Here is a 21,767-nt window from a genome sequence, read left to right on the forward strand (position 1 = left end):
AAAACGAAGAAAGGTGAAAAAAGATGACGCTTCCGATGAATGAACGTGTGCAACATATTCAACTCTCTGGCATTCGTCAGTTTTTTAATCTCGTTGCCCAAGAAAAAGATATGATTTCATTAACAATTGGACAACCGGATTTTCCGACACCCAATCATATTAAAGAAGCGACAAAACGGGCGCTCGATGAACAGTTCACTTCTTATACGCATAACGCGGGATTGTTGTCGTTACGTGAAGCGGCTTGTCGCTTTGTTGAAACGAAATACGGTTTACGTTATACCGCTGATGAGGTCATCGTTACCGTTGGGGCGAGCCAAGCGCTTGATATTGCCTTTCGTACGATTTTAACAGAAGGGTCCGAAGTCATTCTCCCCGCCCCTGTGTATCCGGGATATGAGCCGCTCATTCGGTTATGCGGGGCAACGCCTATATATGTCGATACGCGGCATACAGGCTTTAAACTATTAGCCGAGCAAATCGAACCACTTATTACTGAGCGAACGCGGTGCATCGTGTTGCCGTATCCGTCTAATCCGACAGGAATGACGCTATCGCGCGATGAACTGCAACAAATTGCTACACTTGTAAAAGACAAACCGATTTGGGTCATTTCTGATGAAATTTATAGCGAACTTGTGTTTACAGGGAAACATGAGTCGATTGCAACATGGCTTCCTGACCAAACGATCGTCATTAACGGCGTCAGTAAATCGCATGCGATGACTGGGTTTCGTATCGGGTTTTTATTTGCGCGAAAATGGATTATTGAGCATATGTTGAAAGTGCATCAATATAACGTCTCATGCGCGACATCCATTTCGCAAAAAGCTGCACTTGAAGCGCTCACGGCCGGAATAAACGATGCGCACGACATGAAAAAGCAATATGCTGAGCGAATGGTATATGTGTACGATCGCCTTCGCGCCATGGGCTTTGACGTTCAAAAGCCGAACGGGGCGTTTTACATTTTTCCTTCCATTGCAACGTTTCATCATTCGTCATTTGATTTTGCGTTACAGTTAGCGAAAGAAGCAAAAGTCGCTGTCGTGCCCGGAAGTGCGTTTTCGACATACGGCGAAGGATATATTCGCATCTCATACGCTTGTGCGATGGAGGAGCTAGAAAAAGGGCTCGACCGCATCGAATCGTACATAAGAAAAGGTGCTCGCTAAAAGCACCTTTTTTACCATTCTTTATACCATTTATATAACGCTTGCGTCCCGCTTTGTTCTTCTCCACGCTCGGCAAGCGCTTCATACAATTGTTTCGCAAGCGTTAAGCCGGGAAGCGATAAGCCGAGCGTTTCCGCTTCCGCCAGCGCGATGCCCATATCTTTAATAAAATGTTTCACGTAAAAACCCGGGGCGAAATCGCCAGCAAGCATGCGCGGTGCAAGATAAGAAAGCGACCAGCTCGATGCGGCACCTTGCGAAATGCTTTGCAAGACGCGTTCAGGGTCTAACCCTGCTTTTTCAGCATAAACAAGCGCTTCACATACGCCTATCATATTTGTCGCAATCGCGATTTGGTTGCACATTTTCGTATGTTGCCCTGCTCCTGCTTTCCCTTGCCAAACGATATTTTTTCCGATATGCGAAAAAAGTGGCATGCACGCGGAAAACGCTTCTTTATCCCCGCCAACCATAATCGACAACGTGCCTTCGCGCGCGCCAATGTCACCGCCTGATACAGGCGCATCAAGGGCGAATATTCCTTTTTCTTTTGCCGCTTCATAAATGCGTACCGCAAGCGATGGTTTAGACGTCGTAAAGTCAATGACGTACGCACCGCGTTTGACATGTTTTAAAATGCCGCCATCGCCAAAGTACACGTGCTCCACATCTTGCGGCTCACCAACCATCGTCATGACGACGTCAGCTACTTCAGCGACGTCTTTCACCGTCTCTTTCCACACAGCACCTTCCGCTAATAAATCTTCCGCTTTTTCCTTTGTGCGCGTATATACGACGAGCGAATAGCCTGCCCGAAGCAAGTTGCGCGCCATACTTTTTCCCATGACACCAAGTCCAATAAAACCGAGCGTTTTCATGTTTCTCTCCCCATTCTAAATCGCTTTGACCATGCCACCATCGACTAAAAGCGATTGTCCTGTCATATACGTGTTTTCATCGGATAATAAAAAGGCAACGACGTTCGCAAATTCTTCCGGTGTGCCGTAACGACCGAGCGGAATCGTCGCTTTCATGCGCGCTTCTAGTTCTTCTTTGCGAATGCCGAGCTTTTTCGCATTTTGTTCGTCTAAATAGGCGACTCGTTCCGTTGCGATGCGCCCCGGAGCAACCGTATTAATTAAAATGCCGTACGGAGCGAATTCTTGCGCCAGCGTTTTTGTCAACCCGACGATGCCGAGACGAAACGTGTTCGACAAAAGCAAGCCCGGAATCGGTTCTTTGATGGAAGATGATGCAATGTTGACGATTTTTCCTTTCGTCTTTTTCAAATGTGGCAATGTTGCGCGAATGAGACGCACGTAGCTGAGCAAATTTAACTCAAACGCTTGTTTCCAGTCTTCATCTGTTAACGTCGCAAACGTCCCGGTCGACGGACCGCCAGCGTTATTCACTAGCACATGGATGTCGCCAAATGTGGCTACTGTTTTTTCTACTAAATGTTCAATCATTGCGTTGTTCGTCACGTCTGTGACAACATAGGCCGCTTTTCCTTTTCCGAGCGCATTGAGCTGTTCGGCGACAGCATGCAATTTTTGTTCATCGCGACTAGCAAGCATGACGTTCATGCCTTGTGAAACGAGTTTTGCTGCAATCGCTTTGCCGAGCCCTTGGCTTGATGCGGCTACAATCGCTGTTTTCATTTCCCATCCTCCCCTCAACATATACATTCGCTAACGACGACGCGATTCCTTCCTGTTCGCTTCGCTTCATATAACGCTTCATCCGCTCGTTTAACCATTTGCTCTTTCGTCATTCCTTGTTCGTATTCGCAAACGCCAAAGCTACACGTAATATGTCCAACTTTCGGAAAATGAACAGTTGCTATTAAATGACGAAGCGCCTCCGCTAAACGATACGCTCCCGCCTGCGATGTCGCAGGGGCTAAAATAATAAATTCTTCCCCGCCCCAGCGCGCCAATATGTCGCAGTCGCGCAATCGATTCGAAATCGTTTCACACATGCGCACTAATACGGCATCACCGACGTCGTGTCCGTACGTATCATTGACTTTTTTAAAATGGTCGATATCAAATAAAATAATGGAAAACGTATGTTTATATCGTTTCGCACGATGAATTTCACGCGTAAAAAACTCGTCAAATTTTAAGCGATTAAACGTTTTTGTAAGCGGATCTTTTGTCGCTAAAAATTCGTTTCGCTTACTTTCTTCTTCAAGCGCGGTAATGTCGGTGAATACGACTAAATACGACTCGGGCTCATCAGGAAACGATGTCGCCTTCACTAAAAATACGTGCTCTTTTGCTTGTTTGCACATCATTTTTACTTTTAAAAATGGAATCGTGCGGTCAATGAGCGGGCGAAGCCATCGCCTTTCTCCTTTTATATAAAAATAGCCCGGTTCGTGAACAAAATAATCGCATACGTGCGTTTGACCAGCGCGTAGGTTTTCCATTTGTTCTCGTCCGAAAAACCGTTGAAACGATAAATTACAATCGAGCAATCGTTCATCATTTAAAATGCATATTAAGTTTTCTTGAAAATCAATAATCGTGCGTGTATATTGTTTTTGTTTTTCTAGTTCCCGCTCGAGCTGACGTTGGTAAATGGAATGTTGCAACGATTGCAAAAATTTTTCATGGTCAATCGGCTTTAAAATAAAATGGTTCACCCCATATTCAATCGCCCGAATGAAAAAGTCGTTATCGTCATAGGCGGTCGTAATAATAATTTGCACATGTTTATCCATCTCACGAATACGGCGAATAAGCTCTAATCCATTTAATATAGGCATTTTTATATCTGTAATGACGATGTCCGGGTGAAACGTCGTAAATAGTTCGAGCGCTTCTTGACCGTTTTTTGCTATTTTCACATCACGAATGCGCCGTTTTAATAAGCGCGTCAACATCTCCCTTGCCCCCGGCTCATCTTCGACATATAATACTTTGACATCTGTTTGCACCGCAATCATAAACCCCTTCCCCCTTTATTTATTCGCGGCATGCGAATCGTAAACGTCGCTCCTTTTTTTGATGATGAAACGAGCAAATCTCCACCCATTTTTGTGACAATCATTTTAGACATATATAGTCCGAGACCTGTGCCGTCTTTTTTCGTCGTCACGTACGGCTCGAACATGCGCGGAACAATGGCTTCATCAATGCCCCCTGCGTTGTCTTTTACTTGAATGTAAATGAATGTGTCATCCGCATACGTACGAAGGCAAATGATTCGTCGCTCCACATCCCGTTCAACAAATTGTTCACACGCATTCGTCAACAAGTTAATGAGCACTTGGCTCATTTCATTCGGGAAGCCATACATGTGCGCACGCGTCCGATTTTGAACGTGCAAATGAACTTCATAATGGTCTAAACTTGCTGAAATAATTTTTAACGCTTGGCGAATGGCTTGAATGGGACGAAAAAATGATGCTTCTTTATGCGGTTTAAAAAAGTTGCGAAAATCGTTAATCGTTCGGGACATATGTTGAATTTGAGCAAGACATTTTTGAATGGATGTGCGCAAATATGGTTCGTTTAGTTCTCCGTACGTATATGCTTCTTGTATATCTTGTAAAAGCAAGCCGAGGACGTTTAACGGCTGCCGCCATTGATGCGCGATGTTTCTTAACATTTCTCCCATCGTTGCATAGCGTGATTGCTCGATCAGCATAAAATCTTTTTCGCGATTTTTTCGCACTTCTTCTTCAATTTTTTGCTGGAGTGTTGCATTCATTTGTTCCATTTCTTGTTTGAGTTGTTGAAGTTCCTTTAACGTTTGTTCCCGTCTGATCGACTCGCCTATTGTACGGGCGAGCGCAAAAAAAATGGCGCGTTCATGAGCAGAAAATACCCGCTTTTGTTCGCAATCGACGACGCTTAAAAACCCCCATCGTTCTTCATGAATAAAAATAGGAGCGATCATAAACGATTGAATGGCCTGTTCCTCAAAAATAGTGCGTACATTCCCATCTAATTCATTTGTATGCCCAACAAATACATTTCCGTCATATAAATGAGCGAAACAATGGGCATCTTCTGTTGGAAGCACAATATCATCGTGCGACGGAACACGTGCAGATGGTGTTTGTATATCATAAATGCGTCGCAATATATATGTTCGGTCAGTTGTATGTAAGCGAAAAATGGCAACGCGCGTCACATGAAGAGCAATACGTAAGCTTTCTAACGCCGCCATAAGCGAGCGATCCATAACTTTCTCCTCCAAAAACGAACAAATATAGGTCTTTTATACTAAATTTATCGTAATTCTCATGTAAAAAAAAATCAAGGAAAAAAATTGTTACAAACATGTAAAAAAGCTAGGCATCATGCCTAGCTTTATACATGGAAGCGATGGATCAATTGTTGCAATGAGCGGCTCATATCGTTTAGTCGTTCTGCCGCTTCTGTTACGGTGCTTAACGCTTTTAATTGTTCTTCTGATGATGCGGATACTTCTTCTGCCGATGCAGCCGATTGTTCTGAAATGGCTGCTAAGTTTTGTAATGCCGCGACGATTTGTTCTTTGTTTTCGTTCACGTCATGAATTTGTGTAAAAATATGTTCAATCGCTGACGTTAGTTGTTCCATCATCGTCGCAATGTGCATAAACGATTCTGCCGTTTCGTTTACCGCTTGTTGTTGCTGGTCGTTCATTTGTTTCGTATGATCAACCGCGTCAGTCGCAAGGGCAGCTTGTTGTTGAATCGACGTAATCGTTTGACGAATTTGTTCTGTCGCTTGTGCCGATTGTTCGGCAAGTTTACGTACTTCTTCGGCAACGACCGCAAATCCTTTGCCATGCTCTCCTGCACGTGCTGCTTCAATCGAAGCGTTAAGTGCTAAAAGGTTCGTTTGCGCTGAAATGTCGGTAATCGTTTGAATAATCGCACCGATTTGCTTCATCTTCTCGCCTAAATCCGTAATAACCCTTTCCACTGAGCGCAATTCGTTTTGCGCTTCCGTCGATTTTGTTTGAAGCACATTTAATTTTTCAATGCCCATATAGCTTGCATCTTTCGTTTCATCGGAAAGTTGTTTCACACGCTCGGCTGATTGCGTCACCGTACCCATTTTTTCAGACAAGTCGTTCATGCGGTCGTTCATCGCATCTAAATTGCTCGCTTGTTCTGATACCCCTTTGGCAATATCGGTGACCGCTGTCGTCACTTGTTCGCTTGTCGCCATCGTTTCTTCAGACACTGCGCTTAAATGGTCAGCAGCGCTACCGAGTTCAGCGACAGAACGATCGACTTCGCCAATAAGTGAGCGCATATGTGACACCATCTCGTTAAAGTGGCTAGTCAGCTGCGCAATTTCGTCTTTTCCTTTCGGTTCGACATGCACCGTTAAATCGCCTGTCGCCACTTGTTGCACGCGCTCATTCAGTTGAACGATCGGTTTGACAATCGAACGCGACACTGCATAAATGAGAAGCGAAGCAAGCACTGTCGCCATAACGACAATCGTCCATGACGTTTTTCCAATCGCTGTTAACGTCGCTAATAAATCTTTTTCTTTGTACACTGCACCGACTTTCCAATTTAACTTTGGAATGGTCGCGAAATATAATAACCGTTTTTCGCCATCTTGTTCGTATTCATAAGCGCCTTTGTCTTCAGAAAACATCGTTTTGACAACCGGATGGTCAGACATATCTTTTCCCTTATATTGTGGGTGAACAATGGCCAATTTGTTTTGGTCAAACAATATCGGATAGCCGTTATAGCCAACGCGGAATTGTTCGACCGTTTCAGCGAGCGTATTTAACGATACGTCTAAACCGATGACGCCGATTACTTGACCGTTTTCGACAATCGCTTTGGCAATCGTAACAATGTAATCGTTTGTGACCGCATCGACGTACGATTCCGTCCAAATGACTTTGTCTGGCGCTGCCACTGCTTCTTTATACCACGGGCGTGTCGTCGGATCAAAATCCGGTGGCAAATCGACGGATGGCGTCGTATACATGTTGCCATTTGCTGTACCGATGTAAGCTAATTGTACTTTTTTGTGAATGTTTAAAAACGTGGCGAACTGCTCATCAATTTGTGGCCAAAGTTGTGCATCTTCCGTTTTTGTAAATGTTTGAAATGATTTTGTTTCACTAAATTGCTTTAGCGCATCTTCTTGACTGTCAAAGCTATGTTCAATATCGTCAACAAGCTCTAGCACAAGTGATTCCGCACGCACTTTTGCATCATCTTTCATAACCGATGCCATTTGAACATAGTTGACCGTTTGTGAAGCAACGAGTGCAATGATTAATAATAATGCCATTAAACTCGTTAATTTCATCGTTAATGAGCGAAACAAAGTGGCTCCCCCCTAGCTGTGTCGAATGTTGTCGAAAAATTAATAAAGTTGTAGTTTCATTATAAAAGGTTTACATCATCATGTCTATGACCGTTTTTTACTGTTTTTTTTCCATAAAAAAAGAACCGGAGGCGTCCGGTTCTTATCGTTGGAACGTTTCTTTTACGAAACGAACAACTTCTTCGGCTGTCGCAAGCGATAAAATGTGATCTTTCACTCGTTCTGCTTCTTGTTTGGACAGTTTCTTCAGTTGCGAGCGAACGCGTAAAATCGAAGTTGCGCTCATGCTAAATTCGTCTAAACCAAACGCTAATAAAATTGGTACAGCTAGCTCTTCGCCTGCCATTTCACCGCACATGCCGACCCATTTTCCTTCTTTATGCGCCGCTTCAATGACGTTATAAATGAGACGTAAAATGGCTGGGTTGTACGGCTGGTATAAATACGATACGCGTTCGTTCATTCGGTCAGACGCCATCGTATATTGAATTAAATCGTTTGTACCGATGCTAAAGAAATCGACTTCTTTCGCAAATTGATCCGCTAATACAGCAGCAGCCGGAATTTCGACCATCATGCCGACTTCGATGTCGTCTGATACTGCCACACCTTCAGCAACAAGCTTTTCTTTTTCTTCTAAAAGAATCGCTTTTGCTTGACGGAATTCGTCTAACGTTGCAATCATCGGGAACATGATTTTTAAGTTGCCGTAAACACTTGCGCGCAACAACGCGCGAAGTTGTGTACGGAACATATCTTGCATATCTAAGCAAAGACGAACAGCACGGAAACCTAAAAACGGGTTCATTTCTTTTGGAAGGTCTAAGTATGGCAATTCTTTATCTCCACCGATGTCAAGCGTGCGAACGACAACCGGCTTTCCTTCCATTTTTTCTAATACCGTCTTATATGCTTCAAACTGTTCTTCTTCTGTCGGCAATTCGTTGCGGCCCATGTATAAAAACTCGGTACGATATAAGCCGATACCTTCTGCACCGTTTGCTAGTACACCTTCGACATCGTTTGGCGTTCCGATGTTTGCGGCAAGTTCTACATGATGTCCGTCGCTTGTTGTTGTTTTTTCATGGACGAGCTTTGCCCATTCTGCTTTTTGTGCAGCAAAAGCGGCACGTTTTTGTTCGTATTCGGCAATCGTTTCTTCCGTTGGGTTAACGATCACTTCTCCGTCAAGTCCGTCAATAATGACGATGTCACCGTTTTGAATCGTCGCTGTTGCTTCTTTCGTTCCAACGACAGCTGGAATTTCCATCGAGCGCGCCATAATAGCGGAATGAGATGTCCGTCCGCCAATGTCAGTTGTAAAACCTTTCACATACTTTCGATTTAGTTGAGCTGTATCAGACGGCGTTAAGTCTTCAGCGATAATGACGACTTCTTCCGTAATCATGCTCGGGTTTGAAATCGTAACCCCTAATAAATGAGCAAGAACACGTTTGGTCACATCGCGAATGTCTGCCGCACGTTCTTTCATATATTCGTTATCCATCGCTTCAAACATCGCAATAAACATCGATGCCACTTCATGAAGCGCAAATTCTGCATTGATGCGTTCTTGTTCAATTTTTTGTTCAACGGCTTGGACGAGTTCTGGATCGCTTAGTACAAGCAAATGGGCGGAGAAAATGGCTGCTTTATCTTCGCCAAGCTCTTTTAATGCGTGCGCTTGAATGACTTCAAGTTCTTCTTTTGATTTGGCGAGCGCTTGTTGAAAGCGGTGAATTTGTTCAGCTGGGTTGTCAATCGTTTGTTTTTCAACTGTTAAATCGGGATGTTCTAAACGGTACGCTTTCGCAATGGCAATGCCATTCGATGCAGCAATCCCTTGTAATCGTTTCATTACTCCGCTAATCCTTCTTTTGATAACGTTTCTGTTAATGCATTAATTGCGTCTGCTGCATCGCTACCTTCAGCTGAAATTGTAATTTGCGCACCTTGTGGAATGCCTAAAGACATGACACCCATAATCGATTTTAAGTTGACTTTTTTGCCGTTATACTCTAATTGAATGTCGCTATCGAATTTGCTCGCTGTTTGTACTAACATCGTTGCTGGACGGGCATGAATACCAGATTCTGCAGTTACTTTAAACGTTTTTTGCATATTGCTCATCTCCTCACTTTTTATTTTGAAAACATAGAGGGCGAAAACCCTCTATGTTTTTTTACCGAAAAATGATGTGTTTTGCAAGTAAATTATTTTTGAACGACGACGACATCTTCGCCTTTTGTTACTGTTCCTTGTTTCGTGATGTTTACTGTTTCTCCTGCTTGTAAGTTTGTAAAAATAATCGGTGTGACGACAGAAGGTGCATGTTGTTTTACATATGCAAGATCTACTTTTAAAATCGGTTGTCCTTTTTTCACTTCTGTTCCTTCTGATACGAGCGCTTCAAATCCTTGACCGTTTAATTTCACTGTATCAATGCCGAAGTGAATAAGCACTTCACGACCTGTTTTTGATTGAATGCCGATCGCATGTTTTGTTGGGAAAACGTTGACGATCGTGCCGTCTACTGGCGATACGACTGTGCCGTCTGTTGGCTCAACCGCAAAACCGTCACCCATCATTTTTGTTGAAAATACTTGATCTGGCACTTCAGAAAGTGGAACGATTTTTCCTGTTAACGGTGATGCCACCCGCTCTGTTTCGCCTGTCGCTTGTACAGTTGGTTTTGCTTTTTCTACTGCTTTTGTCGGTACGCGACCTTCCATAATGTCTTTAATTTGTGTTTTTAAGATGTCTGATTTTGGTCCGAAAATCGCTTGAATGTTGTTGCCAACTTCTAATACCCCTGCTGCGCCGAGCGCTTTTAAACGATCTTTGTCGACATGTTGAATATCGTTGACGGATACACGTAAACGTGTAATGCACGCATCTAAATGAGCGATATTTTCTTTTCCACCAAGTGCCGCTAAAATTTCGTGCGGAAGTTCGCCTGCGTCTGCTGAAGCTGTTGTTTCAACTGTTTCTTTTTCACGTCCTGGTGTTGCTAAATCCCATTTACGAATCGCAAAGCGGAATCCGAAATAGTAAATGACCGCAAACACAAGACCGACCGGAATGACGAGCCACCAAGCTGTACGGTTTGGTAATACACCGAATAGTAAGTAGTCGATGACACCGCCAGAGAACGTCATACCGATTTTGACGTTTAAGATGTGCATAAGCATAAACGATAATCCAGCGAAAATCGTATGAATCGCAAACAATGCTGGTGCAACGAACAAGAATGAAAACTCAATTGGTTCTGTAATTCCTGTTAAAAACGATGTTAACGCGGCAGATGCCATAATACCGGCAACAACTTTTTTGTTTTCTGGGCGCGCTTCGTGATAAATCGCAAGCGCTGCTGCTGGTAACCCGAACATCATGAACGGGAATTTACCTGTCATAAATGTACCTGCTGTTAATTCAGCACCGTCTTTAATTTGCTCGAAGAAAATACGTTGGTCACCGCGTACAATTTCGCCTGCTTTGTTCACGTATTGACCGAACTCAAACCAGAACGGTGAGTAGAAAATGTGGTGTAAGCCGAACGGAATTAACGCGCGTTCGATGACACCGAAAATGAATGCTGCTAACGTACGGTTTGCATCAATCATGTTGTGTGAGAATGCGTTTAAGCCATGTTGAACAGGTGGCCATAACCACGTCATCGCAATACCAAGAATTAATGCCGATGCTGCTGTCACAATCGGAACGAAACGTTTTCCTGCAAAGAACCCTAAATAAGATGGCAATTCGATATTAAAGTATTTGTTGTACATATACGCTGCTAAAATACCGACGATAATCCCGCCGAATACCCCTGTTTGCAACGTCGGAATACCTAATACGTTCGCAAACGATGGGTCTGTTCCGATTTGATCGGATGTTACACCTAAAATAACGCTCATCGTTACGTTCATAACTAAGTAACCGATGATCGCTGCTAAACCAGCAACTCCTTCACCGCCAGCTAATCCGACGGCAACCCCTACCGCAAATAAAAGCGGTAAGTTCGCAAACACAATCCCACCAGATTGCTCCATCACTTTTGCAACCATTTCGACCCAGCCTGTTTCTAACGCCGGAATTTTTTCAATTAATGCTGGGTTTTGCAATGCGTTACCGAACGCGAGCAAAATACCTGCTGCCGGTAAAATCGCAACCGGAAGCATAAGCGCTTTACCGACTTTTTGTAACGTACCAAACGCTTTCTTCATATAAAACCCTCCTTCATCATGTTAACGTTTGCAACAAACGGCATTTTCATGTATGGAAAGTAGATGAAGCAAAACATTAGACGTCTGACAAATGTAAGCATTTGCAAACAAGAGAAAACAAAAAGGCATAAGCAAAGAAAGACATAAAAAGGGTATTATGTAACAACTTCTGTCGTTACACCACTTTTTTGCCTTCTTTACTCATGCCTGATCGAATCAGTAACACGTAAAGATAAGTGCCCATTTATTCATTTTTTCCAGTTAGCCGTTGCAAGTGCAACGTTAAATATACGGCTTCAGCTTCATCTACCGGAAGCTGCAACGTTTGTTGCATAATTTTTATGAGCTTCCACGACAAATTATAACATAGTGGATACGTCTCTTTCAATATGTTCGACAATTTTTTTGGTTCTTCAATTTTTTCTCCTTTTTTCACACGCTCGATCGCATAGCGCAAATGGCGAACAAACCGTAAATAATGAATGCTTTCACGGTCAATACGAATGTCGAGCTGTTCTTCGACGACAGAAACTAAGCGAGAAATAAGTTGCGAATGTTGATTCACTTCCGATAATTGATGGTTCGTTAGCGCACTATGAATGTGTAAAGCAATAAAGCCAATCTCACCTTCAGGAAGTTGAATGTGCAATCGGTCATTTAACATATTCACGACTTCGGTCGCGACGTCATATTCAAGCGGATATAAACTTTTCGTTTCCACTAAAAACGGATTTTTAATGTCCATTCCTTGTTCTAACCGCTTGATCGCAAACAAAATATGATCCGTTAATGCGACGTGAATATGTTCGTTCAACGAGCTGTTCGTTCGTTTTTGAATGTGGTGAATAATGTCGTTCATTAAGCCGATAAATTCTTCGTCGACATGCGGCAACAATTTTTTATATTGTTCTTGTTCTCGTTCATTTTTTAAAATAAACCATTTTTCGACGCCCTTTTGTTCAATGACGTCCCCTTTCTTCTTGCCAAAGCCAATTCCTTTGCCGATCAATACAACTTCATCGTACGTTGGATGCGAGGCAATGAGCACGTTATTGTTTAATACTTTTTCAATGCGAAACGATTGTTCCACGTCTAGTTCGCCCCTTTAAAAACGTTTACATTACTTTCAATGTTACGAAACGAACAAAGCTACGTCAATGGAAATGCGTTGAATTTTGACAAGACAGCTGTGAATGTTTTTTGTCAAAAAGACGTTTCAGTTGCACAAATGCATTTGTTCGATTAAACTTTTGTTCAGTATAAAAATGGAAGGAGTTTGCCATCATGATTCAACTTATTGTTACCGATTTAGACGGAACGTTGCTCGGCTATGATCGGCGCGTAAAAAAAGAAGATCGCGAGGCAGTCATTCGCGCCATTACAAGCGGCATCGATTTTGCTGTTGCCTCTGGGCGCATGGATAACGAAATTTTAGAAGTGTTAAAAGAAATCGGTCATGATGCACATCGCATTAGCCAAAACGGTGCATTTGTGTACACAAAAAATCATCATCTTCTTCATCATAGCGCGTTTGATGAAGCGATTGCCCGTTCCATTTATGAACAAGCGCGAAAACTAGAAGCAATTGTGCTTGTGTGCAACGAACAAACGAGCTTTGTCGAGACAAAAACGGAACAAATCGAACAAATGAAAGCACGATTATTTTTCGATATTGTTGAAAAGGGAGATATGCTCGCAGCGATTGGTCGTGACATATTCCCATCAAAAATTACCGTCATCGGAGAAGAACACGTCGTCGCGCACTTTGAGCGATTCGTCAACGAGACGTGGGCACAACATGTCGATACGTTTATTTCTGAACCGCGTTGTTTAGATATTATGCCAAAACAAATTAGTAAAGGTGAAGCGCTTCGATTGCTAATGAACCATTTACACCTAAGCGGAGAACAAGTCGCTTGTTTTGGTGATTCGTTTAACGACATTCCGATGTTTCGCCTCACTCCGCATAGTTTCGTCATGTCGCATGCGCCTGAACAAGTGAAAAAAGAAGCACGCTACGTCGTATCTTCCGTACATGAAGCGATTGCAACCGTGCTTTCTATAAATGAAAAGATGCCTCAAACATAAGAGGCATCTTCAAACGTTTACATCACTAAAATAAACGGACGGCTTTGACTGCACGCGGTGCCCAATATGGCTTCATGTTCGCAAACGCAACGCCTGTGCTCGTTGCGGCATGCAACAATGTTTCGCTATCTACAACGATAGACACATGGTTAATGACGCCATCTCCTGTCGTATCAAAAAAGATTAAATCGCCTTTTCTTACGCTTGCAAGTGGCACTTCCGTACCGACCATCGCTTGTTCACGCGATGTGCGTGGCAATGTGATCCCGTTTTCGCTATATACGCGATACGTAAACGATGAGCAGTCGAACACATCTGTGCGCGTCGTCGGGGCACCAAACAAGTATTTGGCTCCTATATATTTTTTCCCTGTTTCAATAATGGCATTCGCTCGTTCTTCCCATGAAAGCGGCACATTGATTGTTTGTCCAACGCGAATAAAATCAACATTTGTAATACTTGGATTTAGTGCGAGTAAATCGTTTACTGTCGTGTTAAACGTTTTAGCGATCGTTGATAACGTGTCGCCCGGTTGGACTATATACGATTTACTTGCGCTAGCTGTCGACGTTGGCACCGGTGTTTGTGTCGTTGTTGGCGCTGGCGTCGGTGACGTCAATTGATTTGTCGTTGTATTGGTTGTGCTTGTTGTTGGCACTTTAATTACTTGTCCGACATAAATCCGATTCACATCTGTAATCGTTGGGTTCAATTCAAGGAGACGTGTCACTGTCGTATTCCATCTTCTTGCAATCGTTGATAACGTATCGCCACTTTGAATCGTATATGTCGCTGTCGTCGATGCTACCGTTTGTGTTGTTGGTGCTGACGTTTGTACAGTTGTCGGGGCATCTGGCACTTGTAATACTTGTCCGATAAAAATCGTATCTGTCGTTAGTTGGTTTAACGTTTTTAATTCAGTCACTGACGTGCGGAACGTTTGGGCAATTTTCCATAATGAATCCCCTGATTTGACCGTATATTGTGCGGCGTCTACCGCTTTTTCACCTAAAAATAACGTCGATAATACCGCTCCAGCTACAATCGTTTTTCTCATCGTCCCAAACTCCTTTTTCTTTTTTTGAAGCGCTTCCTTGCTCATATGATAACATGAAACTGAGAATCTATTAACCGTATACTTTTATACTATTCTTCCATTAAATTGAAATAAGCATAAATCATCGGTCTTTTTTCGCATACTATTCGTATGAAAACGAAAGGAAGATGCGATATGCCTTATACATTTGTCGAACATTCCGTTCCTTTGTACTATGAGACGATTGGAAGCGGAACACCGATTGTATTCGTTCATCCACCCGGCATGGGAAGCGTGACATTCCATCGTCAGCGCAAACTTTCTTCTTCATTTCAAATCGTGACATATGATTTAAGAGGAAATGGAAAAAGCGGGAAAGGAAATAAACCGATAACAATGGACGTATTAGCGAGCGATTTACATGAGTTGTTCAACCATCTCGAACTAAAAGAAGCGATCGTTTGTGGCTATTCAAACGGTGGCTCGATCGCCCAACATTTTGCGTTGCAATATCCACATCAAGTGAAAGCGCTTATATTGATTGGCGGTTTTTCGGAAGTATGCACACCGCTATTGTACGGGGAATTTTTCATGGGGATTTATGCGGTGAAATGGCACGGCATTTCCCTTCTTGCAAATGTGCTTGGCAACTCGCATGGCATAACGAAAGAAGAACAACAAATGATCGCTGACCACGTTCGATTATGCGATCGTCAGCGACTGTATGAGATGTATGTGACAGGGCTTCATTATCGGTCGACCGATCGCCTACATGAACTTCGTTGCCCGATTTTACTCATATACGGTAGTCGCGATTATTACGTCCATACATACGGCCGTATATTTCAACAACATGCACACGATGTCCGCATCGTATATGTGGACGGGGCAAGACATCAAATTCCAACGAAACATCACAAAGAGCTTAACCTGATCATTCGCTCATATTTTTCATAAGGAAAGCTGACGGTTATTTTCCGCCAGCTTTTTGTTTTAAATCGTCGCGAACCGTCCCTTCCCACCGATCGACGTTTGTATAATATGCTGCCCGGCTAATGAAATGAGCAGCTACAGGAGATGTCATGAAAATAAAAACGATGCCAAGTAATAAACGGGAGTTGAAATGGTTATTTTCAATAAAAAAATGCAAAAATGCCCCTAGTAAAATGCACATGATGCCAAGCGTCGTACTTTTGCTGATGGCGTGGCTACGCGTATATACATCCGGCAATCGAATCGCACCGACAGCAGATAAAAGTGTAAGCACCGCACCGAGCAAAATAAGTATAGCAACAAGCACGTTAGCGATCGTTACCACGTTCGATAACAACCCCTTTCTCTAAAAACTTCGCAAATGCGACCGTTCCAACAAACGCTAAAATGCCGATGAGCAAAATGACATCTAAAAACGCGCTCGTGTTCAATAGCATGGAAACGATCGCGACCATTCCAGCGAGGGTAATCCCCATCGCATCAAGTGCAATAATGCGATCGGCTGTGCTTGGACCTTTGACGACGCGATATAAAAAACCGATCATCGCTAATGAAAGAATGACGAGAGCGATGTTTAAAATCATTTACTCACCTCCATAATCGTTTTCTCAAACGATTGTTTAATGCTTTCAATCGCCTCATGCACATCTGGGCTGTTTAACGCGTGAATATATAACGTGCTTCCATCATCCGATACGTCTAAAACGAGCGTGCCGGGTGTCAATGTAATGAGCATAGCTAACATCGTAATTTCCCATTCTTTTTTTAATTCCGTTGGCAAAGCAAAAATAGCAGGCTGAATCGTCAACTGACGTTTCATGACGACTTTTGCTACAGCAATGTTTGATAAAATGAGCTCTTTCAAAAAGATGAACAGCAATTTCATCATGACGAACACCGGAACGAGATAAAAGCGGGAATGGAAAAAACGGCGCAACATAAAAATAATAAACAATCCGATCATATAGCCGACGATAAATGATGCTCCGTTAAACGAAACGGTTAAAAACATCCATACGAACGCTAAACAGACATTTAATAAAATTTGAAATGCCATCTTCTCTACTCCTTTAACACCGCTTGAATGTACATACTCGGATCGACTAATACACTTACCGCATCGGCAACAAACGGGCGGACAAATTCAATACTAACGCCATATGCAACAGATAAAACAAGCAAAAACAACACCGAAACGAATCGTCCATCAAGCTTCTTTTGTTCAAATCCTTTTTTCTCGCCCCAAAAGCCGGTCATAAATATTTTCATTATCGAATATAGCACAAGCAAACTCGACAATAAAATGACGACTGCTTCAAAGATGAGCTGTTGATCGAAACTTGCTTTCACAATTAACAGCTTGCCGATAAAGCCACTAAATGGTGGAATGCCTGCGAGCGATAACGCAGCGATAAAAAACGCCCAACCGAGAAGCGGATACGATGTCATCAACCCAGAAAATGAACGAATATCGTTTGAACGAGTAATCGAAAAGACGATACCGACGAATAAAAAGAGCATCGCTTTCATCACCATATCTTGCAACAAATAAAAAATCGTTCCTTCTAAACTGTCTGGCGTCATGATGGAAATGCCGAAAATCATCACGCCGACTGCTGCAATAATGTTATAAATGACGATGTAGCGCATATCGTTGTAGGCGACTGCTCCGATGACGCCAATTACAATCGTGCCGAGCGCAAGCCAAGCGAGCAACGTATGCGTGTAGGCAGCATCATGCGTAAATAAAAGCGTAAACGTACGTAAAATGGAATATACCCCTACTTTCGTCAACAATCCACCAAACAACGCTAACACAGGTGTTGGCGGCGCATAATACGCACCCGGAAGCCAAAAGTATAACGGGAAAATCGCCCCTTTTAATCCGAATACGATCATAAACAACACCGCAATAACCGTTAAAATCGGCGATGAGCCGAGTTCATGAATACGCTCAGCTAAATGAGCCATATTTAACGTCCCTGTCACCGCATATAAATAAGCGACCGCCACGACGAATAGCGCGGACGAAATGACGTTGACAAGCGTATATTTAATCGTTTCACGCAATTGAATTTTCGTGCCTCCAAGTACAAGCAACACGTAAGAAGACATGAGCATCACTTCAAAAAAGACGAACAAGTTAAACAAATCGCCTGTCGTAAATGCCCCGTTGACGCCAACGAGCAAAAATTGAAAAAACGAGTAGTAATAAAATGTTTCCCGTTTGTGCCCGATCGCATAAAACGAATACATTAAACAAGCAAGTGCAATGATGCTCGTCGTCAACACAAGCAAAGCAGATAGCGAATCCGATACGAGCGTAATGCCAAATGGGGCTGACCAATTTCCGACGTTTAACGTCTGAATGCCGTTCGTATACACGCGATGAAGCAAGACGCTGCTTGCGACGATTAAACTCGTCGTTGCAAGCGTCGAAACAGCGCGCTGCCAAAAGACGTGCTTCGGGAAAAAAATAAGAATAATGGCCGTCACAAGCGGAATGAGAATTGGCAAAAGCAGAAGGTTACTCATCTCCCTTCATCCCTTCCATATGATCTGTTCCAATTTCTTGGTATGAGCGATACGCCAATACTAAGAAAAACGCTGTTACCCCAAAGCTAATGACGATCGCTGTTAAAATGAGCGCTTGGGGAAGCGGATCAACGTATCGTGCCGCCTTTTCTCCTAAAAGCGGTGGGGCACCTACTTTTAGCCCGCCCATCGTCAACAGCAACAAATGAGCGCCATGGCTAAGCAACCCTGTGCCGATAATAATGCGGAGTAAACTTTTGCTGAGCAACAAATATGTCGCAGCGGTAAATAAGCAACCGATGACGACGATCATAAGCAGTTCCATTAGTCGCTCTCCCCTATCGTTTCAATAATAATCATCGTCACACCAACGACAACAAAATAAACACCTAAGTCAAACAACACAGCAGTATGAAGCGACGTATAGTCAAGCAACGGCAAATGGACGTATTCATACGCATGCGTTAAAAACGGGCGGTCGAGAAACATGCTGCTCATCCCCGTTCCGACCGCAAACAACAGTCCGATCGCAACAAGCCATTTGTAATTAATAGGAACCATTTTTCGAACGGTTTCAATATCAAACGCTAAAAGCAACAAAACGATCGCTCCAGCCGTCATTAACCCGCCAATAAATCCACCACCAGGATAATAGTGACCAGCAAAAAACAACTGAACGGAAAATAACACGATGATCGGCGTGACAACCGCTGTTGTCGTTCGTAAAATGACATCGTTTCGTCTCATCGCTCCTCCTCCTTCGCGAGCCGCAATTTTACCATCGCATAAATGCCTAAGGCGGCAATCGCTAATACGCATATTTCAAACAACGTATCAAAGCCACGAAAATCGACTAAAATGACATTGACCATATTTTTTCCAGCCGCTTTTTCATACGTATTGTCCACGTAATATTGCGAAATGGCATCGAAATGTTTTCCGGCATACGCTAAAAAGGCAATGACGCTCATCGTCACCCCAACTGCAATCGAAATAACAGCGTTTCCTAAATTAAAACCGACGCTTTCTTGCTTTTGGCTAAACTTCGGCAAATGATAAAAGCAAAGCAAAAAGAGCGCGACGGAAATCGTTTCAATGACAAGTTGCGTTAGCGCTAAATCAGGCGCACGAAATAAAACGAAAAATAACGCAACTGCATAGCCAACTGCCCCTAATGAAACGATTGCTGTTAAACGTGATTTCGCAATAACCGTTGTGGCCGTTGCCGCCACAATCGCTACCGCTAAAACGACTTCATACACACGAATGTTTGCTAAACGGCTTAAATCGATGTTCCATTGCTCGTTCCAACCGATCGTAAACAAAAGCAAGGCAACGAGCGATGTAAAAATATAAATTAAATACGTGCGCATCGAGCCTGTCATGATGCGCGATGTAAACGAACGAGCGCCTCTTTCCATCCAGACGAACGATTGATCGTACAAAAAGTTCAGCGACATCCGCTCAGAAAAGCGATAATATATTTTTTTCCATTTTGGAAACGTACGATATAACAGCAAACCAAACAATAATACGCCGATCGTCATAAACAATTCTAGTGTAAAGCCGTGCCAATGGGAAATATACACATCAAGCGCTTCATTTGGCGTAAACAATCCGTATAGCACCGCATATACGGCTGGGGCTAATACAGAGTCGGACAATACATTCGGTACAAATCCGATGAAAATGACGAGCAACGCTAACACGATTGGCGCGATAAGCATGCCAATTGGTGCTTCATGCGCTTCTTTTTTCAATACATGCGGCTTATATTTCCCGAAAAACGTTCGACTAACGAAAAGCGTGCTGTATAAAAACGTAAATATGCTTGCCACCCATGCGACAACAGGCAACACAACCGCCCAGCTAGCAACATCTTTCGCACGCAACATCGCAGTAAAAAACATTTCTTTACTTAAAAAGCCGTTAAACGGTGGCAAACCCGCCATCGACAGCGAACCAATTAGCGCGATCGTAAACGTTATCGGCATGATCGTCATTAAACCACCAAGACGACGAATGTCGCGCGTTCCTGTTTCATGATCGACAATCCCAACGACCATAAACAAACTTCCTTTAAACGTCGCATGATTAAACAAATGGAAAATAGCAGCTAACACCGCGACCATAAATACATTTTCGTCTATCCAATCATAATGAAACGATAGCCCTCCGATCCCTAACAACGACGTAATTAAACCGAGCTGGCTAACCGTTGAGTACGCTAAAATCGCTTTTAAATCTGTTTGTTTCGAGGCTAAAAACGAAGCCCAACATAACGTCACAAGTCCGACGAGCGCAATCGTCCAAACCCAAACAGATGAAACGGCGAAAATCGGCGTCAAACGAGCAATTAAATAAATACCTGCTTTCACCATCGTAGCAGAATGTAAATATGCACTGACGGGCGTTGGCGCTTCCATCGCATCAGGCAACCAAATGTAAAACGGAAATTGCGCTGATTTCGTAAAAGCACCAAACAAAATAAGGAAAAGTGCGGGGATAAAAAGCGGATGTTCCGTTAATGGTGTATGCATAAGCTCACGAATGTTATACGTTCCACCTGCGATCGCAAGCGCCACAAATCCCCCGAGCATCAGCAGTCCGCCAAACATCGTAATCAGCATTGATTTTTGTGCGCCATAGCGCGATCGATCGCGCGTGTACCAATAGGCGATCAATAAAAACGACGAAATGGACGTCAACTCCCAAAATACATATAGCGAAATTAAGTGGTCAGAAAGTACAACGCCAAGCATCGCTCCCATAAATAAAAGCAAATAGACGTAAAAGTTTCCGAGCTGCTCTTTTCCTTTTTGTAAATAATAAATCGAATAAAGGACAACAAGCGAGCCGATACCTGTAATAAGTAGCGCAAATAATAAACTTAATCCGTCAACGTATACGTCAAATGAAATGTGAAGCGACGGAATCCAATGCAACGTGGCGCTCACTGCTTCGTACTGACGCACGTTCTCCATATAAGATAAAAAGTAGACAAATAGAGCAATCGGCAACGGTAAAACAAACCATCCGACATGAAGCGAACGAATAAATTTGTACAAAAACGGAACGAGTAGCGCCAACAAAAATGGCGCAAACATCGCGATATGTAATGTCGGCATAACAATCAACCCCCTTCTGACATAGCCATCCTCTTTTTTATACGTGCCATATGTATAAAAAGTTTCACTTTTTTTCAAAATACATAGTAAAAATGAAGAAAGGAAGACACGTGATGGTTCTTTTTTTTATCATTGCCATGATGGTCGATCACTATGAAACAACAGTCAAAAAAATAGAGCCTTCCGTTTACGCCACCGTAAACGAAAAGCTCGATCAGCCGTTTCAACCGAGGCAATATATTCGGAAAATAGAAAGGAAAGAGAAGGAGAAAACAAACTAG

21 protein-coding genes are annotated in these 21,767 nt (G+C 43.0%); 4 read left to right on the top strand and 17 right to left on the bottom strand.

Features of this window, described 5'->3' with window-relative positions; genetic code table 11:
• The first annotated feature begins 23 nt into the window (after nt 1-23).
• Entirely contained in the window at nt 24-1,175 is a 1,152-nt protein-coding gene (locus tag HNR43_RS00165) for an aminotransferase A (RefSeq protein WP_183240041.1), read from the top strand.
• A gap of 11 nt (nt 1,176-1,186) precedes the next feature.
• Here the strand turns inward: HNR43_RS00165 and HNR43_RS00170 are convergent, their stop codons facing one another.
• The 9 genes from HNR43_RS00170 to glcT all read right to left on the bottom strand — a co-directional run bounded on the left by HNR43_RS00170 (nt 1,187) and on the right by glcT (nt 12,796).
• A complete protein-coding gene (locus HNR43_RS00170; protein WP_183240043.1) occupies nt 1,187-2,053 on the bottom strand; it encodes an NAD(P)-dependent oxidoreductase in 867 nt (288 codons plus the stop codon).
• A 15-nt stretch (nt 2,054-2,068) separates the two neighbouring features.
• Entirely contained in the window at nt 2,069-2,836 is a 768-nt protein-coding gene (locus HNR43_RS00175; RefSeq protein WP_183240046.1) for an SDR family oxidoreductase, read from the bottom strand.
• 14 nt (nt 2,837-2,850) lie between these two features.
• Nucleotides 2,851-4,128: a GGDEF domain-containing response regulator gene (locus tag HNR43_RS00180; protein WP_183240057.1), complete on the bottom strand. Its 1,278-nt coding sequence runs from the start codon at nt 4,126-4,128 to the stop codon at nt 2,851-2,853.
• Nucleotides 4,125-5,372 carry a GAF domain-containing sensor histidine kinase gene (locus HNR43_RS00185; RefSeq protein ID WP_183240060.1) on the bottom strand — a complete coding sequence of 416 codons (1,248 nt, stop codon included), beginning with the start codon at nt 5,370-5,372 and terminating at the stop codon, nt 4,125-4,127. The genes HNR43_RS00180 and HNR43_RS00185 overlap by 4 nt, the downstream gene beginning before the upstream one ends.
• A gap of 128 nt (nt 5,373-5,500) precedes the next feature.
• Nucleotides 5,501-7,480 (bottom strand): methyl-accepting chemotaxis protein, encoded by a 1,980-nt coding sequence (locus HNR43_RS00190; protein ID WP_183240062.1) that lies wholly within the window; start codon nt 7,478-7,480, stop codon nt 5,501-5,503.
• A gap of 142 nt (nt 7,481-7,622) precedes the next feature.
• Entirely contained in the window at nt 7,623-9,338 is a 1,716-nt protein-coding gene (ptsP, locus tag HNR43_RS00195) for a phosphoenolpyruvate--protein phosphotransferase (protein WP_183240063.1), read from the bottom strand.
• On the bottom strand, nt 9,338-9,610 hold the full coding sequence (locus HNR43_RS00200) for a phosphocarrier protein HPr (RefSeq protein WP_281380288.1): 273 nt from the start codon (nt 9,608-9,610) through the stop codon (nt 9,338-9,340). The genes ptsP and HNR43_RS00200 overlap by 1 nt, the downstream gene beginning before the upstream one ends.
• An 83-nt stretch (nt 9,611-9,693) precedes the next feature.
• Complete coding sequence (gene ptsG / locus HNR43_RS00205; RefSeq protein ID WP_183240068.1) at nt 9,694-11,706, bottom strand: glucose-specific PTS transporter subunit IIBC; 2,013 nt, start codon at nt 11,704-11,706, stop codon at nt 9,694-9,696.
• A gap of 244 nt (nt 11,707-11,950) precedes the next feature.
• Nucleotides 11,951-12,796 (bottom strand): glucose PTS transporter transcription antiterminator GlcT, encoded by an 846-nt coding sequence (gene glcT, locus HNR43_RS00210; protein ID WP_183240070.1) that lies wholly within the window; start codon nt 12,794-12,796, stop codon nt 11,951-11,953.
• Nucleotides 12,797-12,990: 194 nt separating this feature from the next.
• Here glcT and HNR43_RS00215 point away from each other — a divergent pair, with 194 nt between their 5' ends.
• Nucleotides 12,991-13,794 carry an HAD family hydrolase gene (locus HNR43_RS00215; RefSeq protein ID WP_183240073.1) on the top strand — a complete coding sequence of 268 codons (804 nt, stop codon included), beginning with the start codon at nt 12,991-12,993 and terminating at the stop codon, nt 13,792-13,794.
• A gap of 25 nt (nt 13,795-13,819) precedes the next feature.
• On the opposite strand, the gene HNR43_RS00220 is transcribed toward HNR43_RS00215, so the two are convergent.
• Nucleotides 13,820-14,851 (bottom strand): C40 family peptidase, encoded by a 1,032-nt coding sequence (locus HNR43_RS00220; RefSeq protein WP_246346197.1) that lies wholly within the window; start codon nt 14,849-14,851, stop codon nt 13,820-13,822.
• Between the two features lie 174 nt (nt 14,852-15,025).
• On the opposite strand from HNR43_RS00220, the gene HNR43_RS00225 reads away from it, so the two are divergent.
• Nucleotides 15,026-15,787, top strand: coding sequence for an alpha/beta fold hydrolase (locus HNR43_RS00225; protein ID WP_183240078.1), 762 nt, complete (start codon nt 15,026-15,028; stop codon nt 15,785-15,787).
• Nucleotides 15,788-15,800: 13 nt separating this feature from the next.
• Here HNR43_RS00225 and mnhG read toward each other — a convergent pair whose 3' ends face one another.
• From mnhG to HNR43_RS00260, 7 genes are read right to left on the bottom strand one after another with little or no spacing between them, the layout of a single operon-like run.
• Nucleotides 15,801-16,148 (bottom strand): monovalent cation/H(+) antiporter subunit G, encoded by a 348-nt coding sequence (gene mnhG / locus HNR43_RS00230; protein ID WP_343053511.1) that lies wholly within the window; start codon nt 16,146-16,148, stop codon nt 15,801-15,803.
• The gene (locus HNR43_RS00235; RefSeq protein WP_032100598.1) at nt 16,132-16,407 is read right to left on the bottom strand and encodes a Na(+)/H(+) antiporter subunit F1; all 276 of its coding nucleotides are present in this window, start codon (nt 16,405-16,407) and stop codon (nt 16,132-16,134) included. Before HNR43_RS00235 ends, mnhG begins: the two co-directional genes overlap by 17 nt.
• Nucleotides 16,404-16,880 carry a Na+/H+ antiporter subunit E gene (locus HNR43_RS00240; protein ID WP_032100599.1) on the bottom strand — a complete coding sequence of 159 codons (477 nt, stop codon included), beginning with the start codon at nt 16,878-16,880 and terminating at the stop codon, nt 16,404-16,406. The genes HNR43_RS00235 and HNR43_RS00240 overlap by 4 nt, the downstream gene beginning before the upstream one ends.
• Before the next feature lie 5 nt (nt 16,881-16,885).
• Nucleotides 16,886-18,358, bottom strand: a complete 1,473-nt coding sequence (locus HNR43_RS00245; protein WP_183240082.1) for a Na+/H+ antiporter subunit D — start codon at nt 18,356-18,358, stop codon at nt 16,886-16,888.
• Complete coding sequence (locus HNR43_RS00250) at nt 18,351-18,683, bottom strand: Na(+)/H(+) antiporter subunit C (protein WP_183240084.1); 333 nt, start codon at nt 18,681-18,683, stop codon at nt 18,351-18,353. The genes HNR43_RS00245 and HNR43_RS00250 overlap by 8 nt, the downstream gene beginning before the upstream one ends.
• Complete coding sequence (locus HNR43_RS00255) at nt 18,683-19,105, bottom strand: Na(+)/H(+) antiporter subunit B (RefSeq protein ID WP_183240086.1); 423 nt, start codon at nt 19,103-19,105, stop codon at nt 18,683-18,685. The genes HNR43_RS00250 and HNR43_RS00255 overlap by 1 nt, the downstream gene beginning before the upstream one ends.
• A complete protein-coding gene (locus HNR43_RS00260; RefSeq protein WP_183240089.1) occupies nt 19,102-21,486 on the bottom strand; it encodes a Na+/H+ antiporter subunit A in 2,385 nt (794 codons plus the stop codon). The genes HNR43_RS00255 and HNR43_RS00260 overlap by 4 nt, the downstream gene beginning before the upstream one ends.
• Before the next feature lie 113 nt (nt 21,487-21,599).
• On the opposite strand from HNR43_RS00260, the gene HNR43_RS00265 reads away from it, so the two are divergent.
• Nucleotides 21,600-21,767, top strand: coding sequence for a hypothetical protein (locus HNR43_RS00265; RefSeq protein ID WP_183240091.1), 168 nt, complete (start codon nt 21,600-21,602; stop codon nt 21,765-21,767).

Source organism: Anoxybacillus mongoliensis, assembly GCF_014201515.1.
Classification (GTDB): Bacteria; Bacillota; Bacilli; order Bacillales; family Anoxybacillaceae; genus Anoxybacillus; species Anoxybacillus mongoliensis.

Bases quoted from the DNA above. Each gene is read 5' to 3' on its own strand.
- HNR43_RS00165 (WP_183240041.1), top strand. From the start codon at position 24: ATGACGCTTCCGATGAATGAACGTGTGCAACATATTCAACTCTCTGGC.
- HNR43_RS00170 (WP_183240043.1), bottom strand. From the start codon at position 2,053: ATGAAAACGCTCGGTTTTATTGGACTTGGTGTCATGGGAAAAAGTATG.
- HNR43_RS00175 (WP_183240046.1), bottom strand. From the start codon at position 2,836: ATGAAAACAGCGATTGTAGCCGCATCAAGCCAAGGGCTCGGCAAAGCG.
- HNR43_RS00180 (WP_183240057.1), bottom strand. From the start codon at position 4,128: ATGATTGCGGTGCAAACAGATGTCAAAGTATTATATGTCGAAGATGAG.
- HNR43_RS00185 (WP_183240060.1), bottom strand. From the start codon at position 5,372: ATGGATCGCTCGCTTATGGCGGCGTTAGAAAGCTTACGTATTGCTCTT.
- ptsP (WP_183240063.1), bottom strand. From the start codon at position 9,338: ATGAAACGATTACAAGGGATTGCTGCATCGAATGGCATTGCCATTGCG.
- HNR43_RS00200 (WP_281380288.1), bottom strand. From the start codon at position 9,610: ATGAGCAATATGCAAAAAACGTTTAAAGTAACTGCAGAATCTGGTATT.
- ptsG (WP_183240068.1), bottom strand. From the start codon at position 11,706: ATGAAGAAAGCGTTTGGTACGTTACAAAAAGTCGGTAAAGCGCTTATG.
- HNR43_RS00215 (WP_183240073.1), top strand. From the start codon at position 12,991: ATGATTCAACTTATTGTTACCGATTTAGACGGAACGTTGCTCGGCTAT.
- HNR43_RS00220 (WP_246346197.1), bottom strand. From the start codon at position 14,851: ATGAGAAAAACGATTGTAGCTGGAGCGGTATTATCGACGTTATTTTTA.
- HNR43_RS00225 (WP_183240078.1), top strand. From the start codon at position 15,026: ATGCCTTATACATTTGTCGAACATTCCGTTCCTTTGTACTATGAGACG.
- HNR43_RS00235 (WP_032100598.1), bottom strand. From the start codon at position 16,407: ATGATTTTAAACATCGCTCTCGTCATTCTTTCATTAGCGATGATCGGT.
- HNR43_RS00240 (WP_032100599.1), bottom strand. From the start codon at position 16,880: ATGGCATTTCAAATTTTATTAAATGTCTGTTTAGCGTTCGTATGGATG.
- HNR43_RS00245 (WP_183240082.1), bottom strand. From the start codon at position 18,358: ATGAGTAACCTTCTGCTTTTGCCAATTCTCATTCCGCTTGTGACGGCC.
- HNR43_RS00250 (WP_183240084.1), bottom strand. From the start codon at position 18,683: ATGGAACTGCTTATGATCGTCGTCATCGGTTGCTTATTTACCGCTGCG.
- HNR43_RS00255 (WP_183240086.1), bottom strand. From the start codon at position 19,105: ATGAGACGAAACGATGTCATTTTACGAACGACAACAGCGGTTGTCACG.
- HNR43_RS00260 (WP_183240089.1), bottom strand. From the start codon at position 21,486: ATGCCGACATTACATATCGCGATGTTTGCGCCATTTTTGTTGGCGCTA.
- HNR43_RS00265 (WP_183240091.1), top strand. From the start codon at position 21,600: ATGGTTCTTTTTTTTATCATTGCCATGATGGTCGATCACTATGAAACA.